At 67.9% G+C, this 14191-nt stretch carries 13 protein-coding genes; 6 read left to right on the forward strand and 7 right to left on the reverse strand.

Annotated elements, in window-relative coordinates; translation table 11 throughout:
• The first annotated feature begins 21 nt into the window (after positions 1–21).
• Both NVS83_RS06420 and NVS83_RS06425 read left to right on the forward strand, forming a co-directional pair.
• Entirely contained in the window at positions 22–1194 is a 1173-nt protein-coding gene (locus NVS83_RS06420; RefSeq protein WP_258731656.1) for an ABC transporter ATP-binding protein, read from the forward strand.
• Positions 1195–1199: 5 nt separating this feature from the next.
• Positions 1200–1613, forward strand: coding sequence for a Rieske (2Fe-2S) protein (locus NVS83_RS06425; RefSeq protein WP_258738595.1), 414 nt, complete (start codon positions 1200–1202; stop codon positions 1611–1613).
• 164 nt (positions 1614–1777) lie between these two features.
• On the opposite strand, the gene pdxA is transcribed toward NVS83_RS06425, so the two are convergent.
• The 6 genes from pdxA to denD form a co-directional block, all read right to left on the reverse strand.
• Positions 1778–2803, reverse strand: a complete 1026-nt coding sequence (gene pdxA, locus NVS83_RS06430) for a 4-hydroxythreonine-4-phosphate dehydrogenase PdxA (protein ID WP_258738596.1) — start codon at positions 2801–2803, stop codon at positions 1778–1780.
• 26 nt (positions 2804–2829) lie between these two features.
• Entirely contained in the window at positions 2830–4365 is a 1536-nt protein-coding gene (locus tag NVS83_RS06435; RefSeq protein ID WP_258738597.1) for an FAD-binding oxidoreductase, read from the reverse strand.
• Positions 4366–4368: 3 nt separating this feature from the next.
• Positions 4369–5088, reverse strand: coding sequence for a GntR family transcriptional regulator (locus NVS83_RS06440; protein WP_258731660.1), 720 nt, complete (start codon positions 5086–5088; stop codon positions 4369–4371).
• A 111-nt stretch (positions 5089–5199) separates the two neighbouring features.
• Positions 5200–5835 carry a 3-oxo-tetronate 4-phosphate decarboxylase gene (gene otnC / locus NVS83_RS06445; protein ID WP_258731661.1) on the reverse strand — a complete coding sequence of 212 codons (636 nt, stop codon included), beginning with the start codon at positions 5833–5835 and terminating at the stop codon, positions 5200–5202.
• A complete protein-coding gene (otnK, locus tag NVS83_RS06450; protein WP_258738598.1) occupies positions 5832–7088 on the reverse strand; it encodes a 3-oxo-tetronate kinase in 1257 nt (418 codons plus the stop codon). Before otnK ends, otnC begins: the two co-directional genes overlap by 4 nt.
• 12 nt (positions 7089–7100) lie before the next feature.
• Entirely contained in the window at positions 7101–8084 is a 984-nt protein-coding gene (gene denD / locus NVS83_RS06455; protein ID WP_258738599.1) for a D-erythronate dehydrogenase, read from the reverse strand.
• Positions 8085–8432: 348 nt separating this feature from the next.
• Between denD and NVS83_RS06460 the strand changes: the two genes are divergently transcribed.
• From NVS83_RS06460 to NVS83_RS06475, 4 genes are all read left to right on the forward strand, one after another.
• On the forward strand, positions 8433–9779 hold the full coding sequence (locus NVS83_RS06460; RefSeq protein ID WP_258738600.1) for an ABC transporter substrate-binding protein: 1347 nt from the start codon (positions 8433–8435) through the stop codon (positions 9777–9779).
• A 132-nt stretch (positions 9780–9911) separates the two neighbouring features.
• Positions 9912–10964, forward strand: a complete 1053-nt coding sequence (locus tag NVS83_RS06465) for an ABC transporter ATP-binding protein (protein WP_258731665.1) — start codon at positions 9912–9914, stop codon at positions 10962–10964.
• Positions 10957–11853, forward strand: coding sequence for a carbohydrate ABC transporter permease (locus tag NVS83_RS06470; RefSeq protein ID WP_258731666.1), 897 nt, complete (start codon positions 10957–10959; stop codon positions 11851–11853). Before NVS83_RS06465 ends, NVS83_RS06470 begins: the two co-directional genes overlap by 8 nt.
• Entirely contained in the window at positions 11850–12758 is a 909-nt protein-coding gene (locus NVS83_RS06475) for a carbohydrate ABC transporter permease (protein WP_258738601.1), read from the forward strand. The genes NVS83_RS06470 and NVS83_RS06475 overlap by 4 nt, the downstream gene beginning before the upstream one ends.
• Positions 12759–12841: 83 nt before the next feature.
• Here the strand turns inward: NVS83_RS06475 and NVS83_RS06480 are convergent, their stop codons facing one another.
• Complete coding sequence (locus NVS83_RS06480; RefSeq protein ID WP_258738602.1) at positions 12842–13981, reverse strand: mandelate racemase/muconate lactonizing enzyme family protein; 1140 nt, start codon at positions 13979–13981, stop codon at positions 12842–12844.
• Positions 13982–14191: the final 210 nt, after the last annotated feature.

Below are 14191 nucleotides of genomic sequence, written 5' to 3' on the forward strand. Positions count from 1 at the left end.
AACCGGGAGGCCGGGAGGAACATGGCGAACATCGTACTGAGCGGAATCTACAAGGAGTTCACCTCGGGCCGCGAGACGCACCTCGCGGTGGACGGGCTGAACCTCGACGTCGCCAACGGCGAATTCATCAGCCTGGTCGGCCCGAGCGGCTGCGGCAAGAGCACCACGCTGCGGATGATCGCAGGGCTGGAGAGCCCGGACCGGGGGCGGATCTTCGTCGACGGGCGCGACGTTACCGCGGTGCCGCCCCAGTCGCGCGGCCTCTCCATGGTGTTCCAGAACTACGCGATCTTCCCGCACATGACCGTGCGCCAGAACATCGGCTACGGGCTGAAGATCGCCGGTATGGCGCGCGCCGACCAGGAGAAGCGGGTGCGCGAGGTGGCGCGCCTCGTCGACATCGAGAACCTGCTCGACCGCTACCCGCGGCAACTCTCCGGCGGCCAGCGCCAGCGCGTCGCCGTGGCGCGGGCCTTCGCGCGCAACCCGGACATCATCCTGCTCGACGAGCCGCTCAGCAATCTCGACGCCAAGCTGCGCGACCAGACCCGGGCGGAGCTGAAGCAGCTTCACCAGCGGGTCGGCCACACCATGATCTACGTGACCCACGACCAGCTCGAGGCGCTCACCCTGTCGGACCGCATCGCGATCATGAACAAGGGCGTGCTGCAGCAGTTCGCGGCACCCTCGGTGGTGTTCCAGCAGCCGGCCAACCTGTTCGTCGCGACCTTCATCGGCTCGCCGACCATGAACATCATCCCCGCCACGCTGCTGCACGGCGAGGCGCACACCGCCGTGCACATCGAAGGCTGGTCGGCCAGCCTGCCGCGCGGGGGAAGCGAATGGCTCGGGCCGACCGACGTGAGCGCCGCGCTGGTCGGCATCCGGCCCAAGGACATCACGGTCCATGACGGCCATGTCGAGGGGCGCTTGCCCGCCGTCGTCACGCTGATGGAGCCGACGGGATCGGACGCCATCCTGCATCTCGACGCCGACGGCAGGGCGCTGGTCGCGCAGGTCGCCGACCGGTTCGATTTCGAGCCCGGCGACAAGGTCTCGCTCGACCTGTCGCTCGACCACCTGCACCTGTTCGACGTCGACAGCGGGCTCGCCCTCTATCACGGCCGGGCGAAGTACGGAGCCAGGCCAGCGCGGGCGCATGCCGGCCCCACCATGGCGCAGGGAGCGGCGTGACGGCGATGAAGAAGTATGTTGTCGGGTCCACCAAGGACATTCCCGAGGGCAGCCGCACGCTCGTTCACGTGAAGGGCCGGCCGATCGCCATCTTCAACATCAAGGGCGAGTATTTCGGCCTGTTCGACCGCTGCCCGCATCTCGGCGGCAGCCTGTGCCGCGGCGCGCTGACCGGGCTGATCCAGTCCAAGATGCCGGGCGAATACAGCTTCGTCCGCGAAGGCGAGATCGTGCGCTGCCCCTGGCACGGCTGGGAGTTCGATATCCGCACCGGCAAGTCCTATTGCGACCCGGAGAAGATCCGCGCCCGCAACTTCCCGGTCAGCGTGGAGGACGGCCGCCACCTGATGGAAGGGCCCTATGTGGCCGAGACGGTGCCGGTGAAGGTCGAGGACGACTACGTCGTCGTCGAGCTGTAGGCCGGGGACGCCCCCCCGCGCGCCCGACCTGCGGGCCTCGCTTCAAGCCCTCCGCCGGATCCCGATCCGGCGGATTTTTCGCGTGGAACACTCGAAGCCAGACGCGACGCGCGGGAGCGGCAATGCCGCCCCGGGCGCAGGCTCACCCTGGCTCAGGCGCCCCTTCAGGCGCCCTTTTCGAGCCGCTGCCGGGCGAGCCGCGCGGCAAGCTGAAGCGCGCCGATCATGGCGGTCGCGTCGGCCGTGCCCTTGCCGGCGATGTCGTAGGCGGTGCCGTGGCCGGGCGTGGTGCGGATGACCGGCAGGCCATAGGCGACCGAGGCGAATTTCAGCCGCTTCAGCGGGATCGTCCCCTGGTCGTGATAGAGCGAGACCACGCCGTCATAGCGCCCCTCCTCGCCCTGCATGAACGAGACGTCCGCCGGCACGGGGCCGACGATGTCGTAGCCGCGGCTGACCGCCTCGCGGATGGCGGGCTCGATCTCGTCGATCTCCTCCTTGCCGAGCAGCCCGTTGTCGCCGGCATGCGGGTTCAGCGCCGAGACCGCGATCCGCGGCTTCTCGATGCCCCAGGCGTTCTTCAGCGCGTCGGAGAAGCGGGTCGCGATGTCGAGCACGTTCTCCTTCGTCACCTTACCGACCGCCGCCGCCAGCGACATGTGGCTCGTCATCTGCGCCACGCGCAGCTTGCCGCCGACGAGGATCTTGAGCGGCTTCGGGCCTTTGGACAGGGCCTGGATGAATTCGGTCTGGCCGGGATAGTCGCGCCCGGCGAGCTGCAGGCCCTGCTTGTTGACCGGGCCGGAGACGATGGCGTCGACCTTGCCCTCCAGCGCGATGCGGACCGCGGTCTCGGTGTCCTCGGCCGCGGCGGTGCCGCCGGCCCTGGAGAGCTTGCCGATCTCCCACTCCGCATCGTCGATATTGTGGGTGTCGAGCACCACGACGGCGTTGGAGTTGATGCCGTCGATCTCCGACGCGTCCTTGATCGCGACGACGTCCGGGCGCTTCGCCGGGTCCCAGGTCGAGAGCGTGCGCTCGACGACGCTCGCGGCGCCGACCAGGATCGGCCGGCACTCGGCGCGCACGCCCGCCTCGATCGCGCCCTTCAGCGCCACTTCAGGGCCGACGCCGGCCGGATCGCCGAGCGTGATCGCCACCACGGGCAGCCTGGATGGACTGGCCGGCATATCTTCCTCCCGCATTCGCAGCCGGTTCAGCGCAGGCCCGACCACCGCGGCGGTCCGAAGCCGAGCTTGCCCGGATTCATGATGTTGTTGGGGTCCCACGCGTCCTTGAGCGAGGTGATCAGGTGCCAGGCCTCGCCATACTGGTCGCGCATGAAGCGCCCGAGCTTGAGGCCGATGCCGTGATGCTCGTTGATGACTCCGCCATATTTGAGCGAGACGGCGATCGCCGCGTCCCACAGCCGGTCGTGCAGCGCCACCGCCTCGTCCGGGTCGTCCGGCGCCTCGTCGACGTAGAAGCGGTCGTAGATCATCCCGCCCCAGGGGTACCAGTGCGAGAAATGCGCGGTGTAGCGGGCGCCGAGATGGGCGAAGCCTTCCTCGATCGCGCGCTTCTTGGCGAGGTAGAGCTCCGGCAGCTTGTCGAAGGTCGTCACGCTGTCGGTGGTGCCGAAGATCTGCGGCGGCGCCGGGGCGTGGCCGGAAGCGAAGGGCTGGTACTTGTTCTCCCACCAGACCGAGGCGAGCTCGGGGCCCAGATCCTCGCCGCCGGCCGCGGTGCAGATCGCGGCCACCGCGTCGACCTCGACCTCGACGAGGGGCGCGTTGCCCTCGCAGCAGATGACCATCACCGAGCCGGAGATGTCGCGGCCGATGACCTTGCCGAGCTTGCCCGCATCGGCGGGATCGTAGAGACGGATGACCGCGGGCTTCCACCGCTTGGTCATGATCTGGCGCGCCGCCTCGATGCCGGCGACGGCGGTGTCGAAGCGGAAGGTCACGAAGTCGCGGCGCTCGGGCAGGTGCTCGAGCTGGAACTTGAGCTCGGTGATGGCGCCGAGCGTGCCCTCGGAGCCGACCAGCACCTGCAGCAGGTCCGGCCCGGCGGCGTGGTTGCGTACCGGCAGGGTCTCGACGATGCGGCCGGGTGGCATCACCGCCTTCACCTGCAGCACGAGGTCTTCCGCCTTGCCGTACTTGGTCGAGACCACGCCCGAGCCGCGCGCCGCCACATAGCCGCCCGCGGTGGCGCCGTGATGCATGGAGCCGGGATAGTGCGGCAGGGTGAGGCCGCGCTCGTTGAGCTTCTGCTCCAGCTCCCAGCCGTTCATGCCGGCCTCGACGGACAGGATCAGGCTCTGCTCGTCGATGTCGAGGATGCGGTTCATGCGGCTGAGGTCGAGCGCAATGCCGCCATAGGGCGCGAGCGTGCCGCCCTGCGTGCCCGAGCCGCCGCCGCGCACGATCACCGGCACCCGGAAATGATCGGCGATGCGCACGACCTCGGCAACCTCGGCCGTCGACGCCGGCGAGACGGCGAGGTCGGCGCTGGGCAGGGGAAGGTTGCGGTACTTCAGATATTGCGAGAACCAGGACCAGTCGGCCGCCTGCGCCTGCAGGACCTTCGGGTCATCGCTGACATGCGCCGGTCCGACGGCGCGCTCCAGCTCGTGGGCGACCATCGAGCGGATATAGGCGGCACCACCGCTGGCGGCCGCCGCCCCGGCGGACGGGCCGGCCGCGGCGGGCCTGTCCAGCACCTGGGCTGCGCTTTGGGTTCGCATCGTTCACCTGGCCCTTCTACCTGTCGGTCCGCCCGACGTGCCGCGCGGCAGGAAGGCTGCGGCGCGCATCAGCAGGTCGGTCAGACTCAGCCGCATATGTGCGATGTGCTCCTTGACCATCGACACGACGCTCTCGACGTCGCCGTCGCGCATGGCCCGGGCGATCCGCTCGTGCTCGGCGGAGCATTCCTGAAGCCGCTCCGGCCGCACCGAGGTCGCCCAGAAGCGATGGATCCGGCGGCGCGTCTTCACCGCCAGCGAGGTGATGAGCTCGTTGTCCGCGCCGGCCTCGATCAGCTTGTGGAACTCGCGGTCGGCGAGGCCCCAGCGCTCGATGTCCTGCGCCTGCGCCGCCGCCTTCATCTCGGCCGTGTAGCCGATCAGCGCGTCGAACGTCTCCGGCGGGCAATGCTGGATCGCGCGGGTGACGATGTAGCAGTCCAGCACCTCGAGCAGGTCGCAGATCTCGTTGACGTCGCGCGGCGTCAGCCCGCGCACGACGTAGGAACTGCCGCTCGGCTGCTCCAGCAGGCCCTCGAGCTCCAATTGGCGGAGCGCGGCGCGCACCGGCGTGCGGCTGACGCCCATCTCCTTGGCCAGCTTATTCTCGGAAAGCGCCGTTCCCGGCGGGATTTCCAGAGCAATCAGGGATTGGGTCAGCCGCTCGTAGACGAGGTCGCTGCGGCGGGTTGCCTCCGAGGCACTGAACGCTTCTTCGCTCATCGTCGCTCCTTGGATGCCAACCTGTATACAGACCTGTGCGGCACCGTCAATCGATGATCCCGATCCGCGCCCAGAAAATGGAAAACCCGTGCGCCGGCGGGCGCACGGGGCCTATCTGAGCGCGAAGGAAACGGTGAGGTCGTCGACGTCGCCCTCGTCCAGCCGCCGCACCTTGAGGTGCCGGGTGAGCAGCACGAGCTTCGCCGTCTCCTCGAGTTCCTCCGCCGCGAAGACCGCGTCCTCCAGCGACTTGCCCGACACCACCGGCCCGTGATTGGCGATCAGCATCGCGGCGTGGTCGCGGGCCTTGATCTCGAATTGCGGGCCGAGCGGGGCGCCGGGCTTCACATAGGGCAGCACCGGGACCTTGCCGACGCGCATCACCACATAGGGCGTGATCGGCGGGATCGCGTCGCGCGGGTCGACATCGGCGAGGCAGGACAGCGCGGTGGCGTAGGTCGAGTGCAGGTGCACCACGGCGCGCGCCTTCGGCCGGCTGCGGTAGAAGCCCAGATGCAGCGGCAGCTCCTTGGTCGGCTTGTCGCCGGAGACCGGATGGCCGGTCTCGTCGACCTTGGACAGCCGCTCGGCCTGGAGGAAGCCGAGGCAGGAATTGGTCGGCGTCGTCAGGAAGCCGTCGTCGAGCCGCACCGAGATGTTGCCGGTCGAACCCGAGGTCAGGCCGCGCTGGAAGAGGGATGCGCCCCATTTGACGATGGCCGCCCTCAGCTCGTGTTCGTCCGTCATACCGCCTCCAAAGCGCGCAAGGCACGATCGTAGAAATCCCGTCCACCGAAGTTGCCGCTCTTGAGCGCCAGATGCAGCGGCGTTCGGCCGTTGGCGACCAGCGCCGGGACTCCGGGGTCGATCTCACCGCCGACGCGCAGCTGCGAGATGCCGAGCGCCGTCACCACCGCGCCCGCCGTCTCCCCGCCGCCGACCGCCAGGCGCGCGACGCCGAGCGCGGGCAGGCTCCGAGCGAGATCGGCGAAGAAGACCTCGAAGGACTGCGCGACCGCCTCGCGCCCGTAGCGGGACTGCGCGGCGGCGACCTTGTCGGGATCGGCGGTCGAATAGATCAAGGGACTCTGGTCCAGATGCTCGCTCACGAAGGCCAGTGCATCGGCAACCGTGATCCGGCTGGAGATGAGCGCCTCGGCCTCGACGCGCAGCCCGGGATGGGCATGCAAATGAACGGCCACCTGCTCGCGCGTCGCCACCGAGCAGGAGCCCGAGAGCGCGACGCCCGGCCCGGTGGCGCGGGCCTGCTGCGGGGCGGCGGCGGCGAGGAGGCCCTGCCGGCGGAAATTCTCCGGCAGCCCCAGCGCGATGCCCGAGCCGCCGGTGACGAGCCGGTGCCCGGCGATCGCGGCGCCGATCGCCATCAGGTCCTCGTCGCCCAGCGCGTCGACGACGACGAGGCGGTTGCCGGCGGCGGCCTGTGCGTCGAGCGCGGCGCGGATCGGCTCGCTGCCGCGCCGCACCACGTCGAACGGCACCAGCCCCACCTCGCCCCGCGTCTGGTGCCGCAGCCAGCGGCACAGGTCCGCATCGGTCATCGGCGTCAGCGGGTGGTTCTGCATGCCGGATTCGTTCAGCAGGCGCCCGCCGACGAACAGGTGGCCGGCGAAGATCATGCGCCCGGCGAGCGGGAAGGCCGGGCAGACGACCGCGACCGGCGCGTCGAGGGCGTCGAGCAGCGACTCGGCCACCGGGCCTATATTGCCTTGCGGCGTCGAATCGAAGGTCGAGCAGTATTTGAACAGGATCTGCGTGCAGCCCTGCCCGCGCAGCCATTCCAGCGCGTCGAGCGACTGGCGCACCGCCTCCGCCGGGGCGATGGAGCGCGACTTGAGCGCCACCACGCCGGCCTCGCAGTCGAGCCGCCCGTCCCCTTCCGGGATGCCGACGAACTGGGTCGTGCGCATCCCGCCCTTGGCCAGCGTGTTGGCGAGGTCGCTGGCGCCGGTGAAATCGTCCGCTATGCAGCCGAGCAGCATGGTCGTCTCCCGTCAGGCCGGGCCCGTCGCGGCCGCGAGTTCGTCTTCGATGTGGACGCGCACGATCGCGTCGAAATCCGGTTCCGCCCGGAAGCCGAGCGCGAGAGCGGCCTTCGGGTCGAAGCGCTGCGGCCAGCCGAGCACGATCCGCGCGATGGTCTCGTCCGGCTGGCGCCGTATCAGGCGCACCGCCCTCTCGCCGCCGAAGCGGCGCAGCGCCTCGATCTCCTCGCCCACCGTCGCCGACACGCCGGGCATGGTGAGGCTGCGCCGCGCGCCGAGGCCGAAAAGGTCGATCCCGGCCGCGTGCTCGAGGAAGCCCACCGCCGCGCGGGGCGAGGCGAACCAGTGCCGCACCGATTCGGGAACCGGCAGCACCGCCTCCTCGCCGACCAGCGGCTCGCGCAGGATACTCGAAAAGAAGCCGGAAGCGGCCTTGTTCGGCTTGCCCGGACGGATGCAGATCGTCGGCAGGCGAATGGCGATGCCGTCGATGAAGCCGCGCCGGCTGTAATCGGCCAGCAGCAGCTCGCCGATGGCCTTCTGGGTGCCGTAGCTGGTGGAGGGCGTGGCGAAGAACTCGTCGGGTATCTCCTCCGGGAACGGCGCCCCGAACACGGCGAGCGAGGAGGAGAACACCAGCCGCGGGCAATAGCGCTGTTGCGCGCCGGCGCTGCGGATCGCCTCCAGCAGATGGCGCGTACCGTCCAGATTGATCCGGTAGCCCTTCTCGAAATCCGCCTCGGCCTCGCCCGAGACGATCGCGGCGAGGTGGAAGATCACGTCCGGCCGCCCGGCGACAAGCTCGCCCGCATCGCCGGGCGAGGAGACGTCGGCGGTCAGGGTGCGGATGCCGGGCCCGCGCTGGGACGGCTCGATCACGTCCGCCAGCGTCAGCAGGTCGATCGGACGGCCGGCGACCTCGCCCCTCGCGACGAGCCGGGACGCGAGCTTGCGGCCCAGCATTCCGGCCGCGCCGATGATCATCACATGCATTGTCGTCGACCCCGCCGCACGGCCTCCGTCCACGCTCGCGGGGAATAGCGTCGAGCACGCGCCGGCGCGCGCTTTCCCACCATCCTGCTGTATGAACTCTGTGAGACTTTTGACATTTTCTGTGAAAATATGATTACACTTTGGCCGATTGTGTTACAAGAGGGATATCGCTGTCGAAGGAAGCGAAGCCGCGTTTCGGGACAGGACTGCACCCTCGGTGCTGCAGAACCCTCCCCCTTCCGGGCTCCGACTTCGGTGACGCGATCTCCGTCAAAACGATTCCCGGCAAAGAGCCGAAGGCCTCCGGGACAATCCGCGTCATCATAATACCTGGGGAGGATGTGAGTGATGCCTAGTTCGACATGGGCCCGTGTGCCCACTCGCGCGGCGACAATAACCCTGTGCACGCTGTTCTGCAGTCTGCCGGCGATGGCCCAGCAGCAGGTGGTGCGTTTCCTGCACAACGAGACCGATCCGCCGAGCATCGAATTCTACAACAAGGCGATCGCCGAATTCGAAAAGGAAAATCCTGGCATCGAGATCCAGATGGAGGCCGTGGGAACCGACGCGCGCCTGCAGAAGGTGATGGCGACGATCTCGGCCAAGACCATGCCGGAAGTCTTCAAGATCCTTCCGGAGGAAGTGCCCGAGTTCGCCAAGCGCGGCTACATCATGAAGCTGGACGATTTCGTCGACCAGATCGGGCGCGACGACTTCGTCGCCGGCTCGATCGCCACGGTCGACGGCGCGGCCTACAGCGTGCCTTACACGATGGGCAATTTCAGCGTCCTGTTCTACCGCAAGGACCTGCTCGACGCGAAGGGCATCGCCGTCCCGAAGAACTGGGACGAGCTGAAGGCGGCGGCCAAGGCGCTCACCGGCAACGGGGTCTACGGCTTCGTCTTCCCGGCCGGCAAGAACCGCATGACCAGCATCTTCTTCAGCTCGCTCATGTGGTCCGCCGGCGGCACCTATTTCGACAAGGACCTGAACGTCACCTTCAACAACCCGGGCACCGTCAAGGCGCTCCAGTTTATGAAGGACATGAAGGCCTACGCCCCGCCCGGCATCGCGTCGTACTCCTATAACGACATGATCAACTCCTACATGACCGGCACCGTGGCGCTCGACATCTATGCCTCGCGGCTGCCGGCCAACGCGGCCGCGAACACGCCCGACCTGTTCGCCAAGACCGAGGCGGCGCCGATGCCGGTCGGGCCCGCCGGTCTCGCCGTCCATTACGTCAGCCCGGACAGCTTTGCGCTGACCACGCCGGCCGCCGGCTCCAAGAGCCCGGAGGCCGCGCAGAAGTTCCTGAAGTTCATCATCACCGGCGAACGGCTGAAGGACTTCTCGATGACCGCCTTCCCCCATCTCATCCCGCCGCTGAAGAGCGTGCAGGCCGAGCTGATCAAGGACGGCTCGGTGCAGCTCGACAACCGCACCGAGTTCGCCGAGCAGGCGTTCAACACCACCAACGCGCTCGACTTCGACATCGAGGCCGGGGCGACGTTCAAGGACGGCAAGGTAACGCTGTCGGGCGTGCGCAACCCCTATATCGGGCCGATCATCGCGCGCGACATTCCCGCCGTGGTGGTCCAGCGCGTGGTGCTGCAGGGCGAGGACCCCGCCGCGGCCGCGGCCTGGGGCGCCAAGCAGATGCAGCAGATCGTGGACGATCTGAAGAGCAACTGACCTCGATGCCGGCATCCGGGGCACCGCCCCGGCGCCCCGGGACCGTCCGCCAACCGGGCGGTCCCGTTCGGGCCTCGGTCGGGATGCGAGCCGTCCCGCCCCTCTCGGAAGATCTCTGGAGGCACGACGCTCATGGCGCTTGTTGAAGTAAAACAGATCACAAAGAAGTTCGGAGCCTATTCCGCCATCAGCAACGTCAGCCTGACGGCGCAGGACGGCAAGTTCCTCATCCTGCTCGGCCCGTCCGGCTGCGGAAAGACCACGCTGCTGCGGATGATCGCGGGGCTGGAGCTGCCCACCTATGGCGACATCGTCATCGGCGGCAAGGTCGCCACGCGGCTTCATCCCAAGGACCGGAACATCGCCATGGTGTTCCAGAACTACGCGCTCTACCCCCACCTCACCATCTACGAGAACGTCGCCTTCCCGCTGCGGGTGCGGGGCTTTTCCGGCGACATCGACAAGAAGGTGAAATGGGCGACCTCGCTGGTCGGCATCGAACACCTGCTCGAGCGCAAGCCGCGCCAGATGTCGGGCGGCGAACGCCAGCGCACCGCCCTCGCGCGCTCGCTGGTGCGCGACCCTTCGGTGTTCCTGCTCGACGAGCCGCTCTCCAATCTCGACGCCAAGCTGCGCCATTCGGCGCGCGAGGAGCTGCGCCAGTTCCAGGAGCGCATCGGCGTGACCTCGATCTACGTGACGCACGACCAGGTCGAGGCGATGGGCCTCGGCGACCGCATCTGCGTCATGCAGGGCGGGGTGGTGCGCCAGCTGGGCACGCCCGAGGAAATCTACCTGAACCCTGCCGACACCTTCGTCGCCAGCTTCATCGGCTCGCCGCCGATGAACCTGATCTCCGACGAGGGGCGCACCATCGGATTCCGGCCGGAGATGTTCCTGCCGGAATCCGCGTTCGACCCGAGCGAGGCGCTCTACCGCACCGAGTTCACGGTGCAGCGCATCGAATATCTCGGCGGCGACCGGATCCTCTACGGCATGGTCGGCGCAAGCCTGCCCTCGAGCAAGGCCATCGCCCGCCTGCCGGCCACCATCGGCACCCTGCCGGAGGTCGGCACCACGGCGAAGTTCGCCATGCGCCTGTCCGACATCCGTTATTTCGACGGCGAAGGAAAGGCCGTGGAACAGTCCCGGCGTCACGAAGCACGGCTGGTGGTCAATGGCTGAACCCAACACCGACCTGCCCGGCGACCGGCTGCTCGCCTATCTCGCCCTGTCCCCCAGCATCGCCATCCTGATCCTGCTGGTCGCCGTGCCGATGGTCACGGTGTTCGCCATGAGCATGCAGCACATCAGCCTCGGCGAACTGAGCGGACCCTTCGTCGGCCTGCGCAATTTCGAGCGCGTGCTGGCCGACCCCGCCTTCCTCAACGCGCTGGGCAACACCTTCGTCTGGGTGTTCGGCAGCGTCGCCATCGAGATGGCGCTCGGCCTCGGCATCGCGCTGCTGCTGAACATCGACTTCAGGATGCGCGGCATCGCCCGGGCCGTGATCCTGACGCCCTACCTGATCCCCACCGTCGTCGCCGTGCTGACCTGGCACTACATGTTCAACGACATCATCGGCGTGCTGAACTACCTGCTGATGGCGGTCGGTCTCATCAGCCAGCCGCTGCTGTGGCTCAACAGCACCTCGATGGCGATGTTCTCGGTGATCCTGGTCGGGGTCTGGAAGTTCTTCCCCTTCGTCGTCATCGCGCTGATGGGGATCCTGCAGGCGATCCCGCAGGAGCAGTACGAGGCCGCCGATATCGACGGGGCGAGCGCGCTGCAGAAGTTCTGGCGCATCACCCTGCCGCACATCATGCCGGTGTTCCTGCTCACCGCCCTGCTGCGGACGATCTGGACCTTCCACAAGTTCGACATCATCTACCTGATGACGGGCGGCGGGCCGATCGACGCCACCACCACGCTGCCGGTCCTCGTCTACCAGCAGGGCTTCGTCGACTTCGCGCTTGGGCGCGCGGCGGCGACGGCGATCATCACCTTCGCCATCCTCGGCGTGCTGCTCGCCGTCTATCTCCACCTGATGAAGCGCGCGGAGGCCCGCCAATGAGCACGACGGAGCTTTCCCTCGCCGGCTCGCAGCCGGGCGGCCTCGGCCGCTACAACCGGCAGGCGGCGGACCTGCACTATGTGACCTCGCGCGTGATGGTCTATCTGCTGGCCTTCACCGCGGTCAGCGTGATCGGCTTCCCGCTGTTCTGGATGGTGATCTGCTCGTTCAAGACCTCGACCGAGCTCTACCAGTTCCCGCCCGCCTTCCTGCCGCACGACTGGACGCTGACGAACTACCGGGACCTGTTCATCCAGACCAACTTCCCGATCTACTTCGTCAACAGCCTCGTCGTCGCCGGCGGGGCGACGCTGCTCTCGCTCATCGTCGGCGGGCTCGGCGCCTACAGCCTCAGCCGGTTCAAGTTCGCCGGCATGCGTACGGTCTCGATGCTGACGCTGCTGTGCTACATGCTGCCGGAAGTGCTGCTGGTGATCCCGCTCTACCTGTTCGTGGTGGATCTCGGCATGGCGGACACGCTGATCTCGCTGATCATCGCCAACACCGCCTTCACCCTGCCGCTGACCATGTGGTTCATGCGCTCCTACTTCAACGCCATCCCGGCGAGCCTGGAAGAGAGCGCGATGATCGACGGCTGCTCGCGCTTCCAGGCAATGCGGAAGGTGACGCTGCCGCTCGCCCTGCCGGGCCTCGTCTCGGTCGGCGTGTTCAGCTTCAACCACGCCTGGAACGAGTTCCTGTTCGCGCTGGTCTTCACCTCGTCGGAAACCAAGAAGGTGCTGTCGCTCGGCCTCGCGACCTGGATCGGGCAGGACAACATCTATTCCTGGGGCATGCTGCTCGCGGGAGCGGTGCTCGTCACCATCCCGGTCGTGCTGTTCTACCTGCTGGTGCAGCGCCGGCTGGTGGTCGGCCTGTCGGAGGGCGGCGTGAAGGGCGAATGACGCCCTTTGGCCGCGAGGAGCTCACCGGAGCGCATGGGGGAAACGGGAAGGGCGGGCATCGTGAGGATGCCCGCCCTTGCGTGCTACTTCACGTAGCCGGGCCCGTCGATGAGCGGGAAGCGGGCGATGCAGCTCTCGTCGACCTCCACCCCGAGACCCGGCCCTTCGGGCGCGCGGGCCATGCCGTCCGCGAAGACGTAGGGGCTGCTGCAGAGCGTGTCGCGGAACGGGTTGAACTCCGCGACCTCGGCTTCGAAATAGCCCGGATTGTCGATCGCGCCGAGGAAATGCAGCGTCGCCGCCATGTTGAGGCTGGTGGCCGAGCAGTGCGGGTTGATCGACAGCTTCCACGCCGAGGCGAGCCCGGCGATGCGCAGCGCCTCGGTGATTCCGCCGGCCTTGGAGAGGTCGGGCTGGAGATAGGTCACCGCCCCGTCCTCGATCAGCCGCACGAACTCGAAGCGGGTGTAGTGGTTCTCGCCGGCCGCGAGCGGGGTCGAGCCGAAGCCCGCCGCGGTCCGGTAACGGCGGTAGTCGTGCGGGGCGAAGGGTTCCTCCAGCCAGCCGACGCGGTTGGCGTCGAGGCACGGCATGATCGCCCTCACATGCTCGACCGTGGCGTTGGCATTGGCGTCGGTGAGGATGTCGACCTCCGGCCCGACGCGCTCGCGCACCGCCGTCACCCGCGCCATGTCGTTCGCCGGCGTGTCGCCGATGCGCAGCTTCATCGCCCGATAGCCCCGCGCCACCAGCGCCTGCGCCTCGTCGGCGAGGCTCTCCGGCGGTTGGTAGCCGAGCGCGATGCCGCCCGCATAGGCCTTGGCCGGACGCCGTGCGCCGCCGAGCAGGGCATGGAGCGGCAGGCCGACCGCCTTGCCGCGTATGTCCCACAGCGCCATGTCGATGCCGCTCATGGCGATCGCGGCGGCCGCGCCCATGCCATGGCTGGCGAGCTGCAGCAGATAGATGCGCTGCCAGATGCCGACGACGTCGTTCACGTCATGGCCGGTGACGAGCTCGCGCAGCGTGCTGTTGACGAGGTTGGCGATGGCGCCCGGCGCGCGCCCGTGATGGGCCTCCCCATAGCCGGTGAGCCCGTCGTCGGTGGTGACCTTCACCAGCACCGTGTCGCGCTTCACCGTGGTGCCGATGCCGAGAGTGACGCGGGCATTCTCGGGCAGGCGGGCCGACAGGGGAAAGGCCTCGATGGAACGGATATGCATAGGCGGCGTGTCCTCGAATTTGTTATTTTATGTGAATAGCGACCTCCCGGAACGGAGAGCGAGCGCGCCCATATTCCGTTTCCTAACAGATCCGCACAAAAACCGTACATCCATTCTTGCGCCCGAGATAGAGCGGTCTATAGTAGCCGATCAATAATCCTCGGCCGGCCGGCAGTCCTGACGCTGCTGACACGAGCGCGGGAACAAGAA

It is taken from the genome of Ancylobacter mangrovi (assembly GCF_024752335.1).
GTDB lineage: Bacteria > Pseudomonadota > Alphaproteobacteria > Rhizobiales > Xanthobacteraceae > Ancylobacter > Ancylobacter mangrovi.

What these genes read in the sequence shown, in the direction of transcription:
- NVS83_RS06420 (WP_258731656.1), top strand. Translation starts at nt 22, where the DNA reads ATGGCGAACATCGTACTGAGCGGAATCTACAAGGAGTTCACCTCGGGC.
- NVS83_RS06425 (WP_258738595.1), top strand. Translation starts at nt 1,200, where the DNA reads ATGAAGAAGTATGTTGTCGGGTCCACCAAGGACATTCCCGAGGGCAGC.
- pdxA (WP_258738596.1), bottom strand. Translation starts at nt 2,803, where the DNA reads ATGCCGGCCAGTCCATCCAGGCTGCCCGTGGTGGCGATCACGCTCGGC.
- NVS83_RS06435 (WP_258738597.1), bottom strand. Translation starts at nt 4,365, where the DNA reads ATGCGAACCCAAAGCGCAGCCCAGGTGCTGGACAGGCCCGCCGCGGCC.
- NVS83_RS06440 (WP_258731660.1), bottom strand. Translation starts at nt 5,088, where the DNA reads ATGAGCGAAGAAGCGTTCAGTGCCTCGGAGGCAACCCGCCGCAGCGAC.
- otnC (WP_258731661.1), bottom strand. Translation starts at nt 5,835, where the DNA reads ATGACGGACGAACACGAGCTGAGGGCGGCCATCGTCAAATGGGGCGCA.
- otnK (WP_258738598.1), bottom strand. Translation starts at nt 7,088, where the DNA reads ATGCTGCTCGGCTGCATAGCGGACGATTTCACCGGCGCCAGCGACCTC.
- denD (WP_258738599.1), bottom strand. Translation starts at nt 8,084, where the DNA reads ATGCATGTGATGATCATCGGCGCGGCCGGAATGCTGGGCCGCAAGCTC.
- NVS83_RS06460 (WP_258738600.1), top strand. Translation starts at nt 8,433, where the DNA reads ATGCCTAGTTCGACATGGGCCCGTGTGCCCACTCGCGCGGCGACAATA.
- NVS83_RS06465 (WP_258731665.1), top strand. Translation starts at nt 9,912, where the DNA reads ATGGCGCTTGTTGAAGTAAAACAGATCACAAAGAAGTTCGGAGCCTAT.
- NVS83_RS06470 (WP_258731666.1), top strand. Translation starts at nt 10,957, where the DNA reads ATGGCTGAACCCAACACCGACCTGCCCGGCGACCGGCTGCTCGCCTAT.
- NVS83_RS06475 (WP_258738601.1), top strand. Translation starts at nt 11,850, where the DNA reads ATGAGCACGACGGAGCTTTCCCTCGCCGGCTCGCAGCCGGGCGGCCTC.
- NVS83_RS06480 (WP_258738602.1), bottom strand. Translation starts at nt 13,981, where the DNA reads ATGCATATCCGTTCCATCGAGGCCTTTCCCCTGTCGGCCCGCCTGCCC.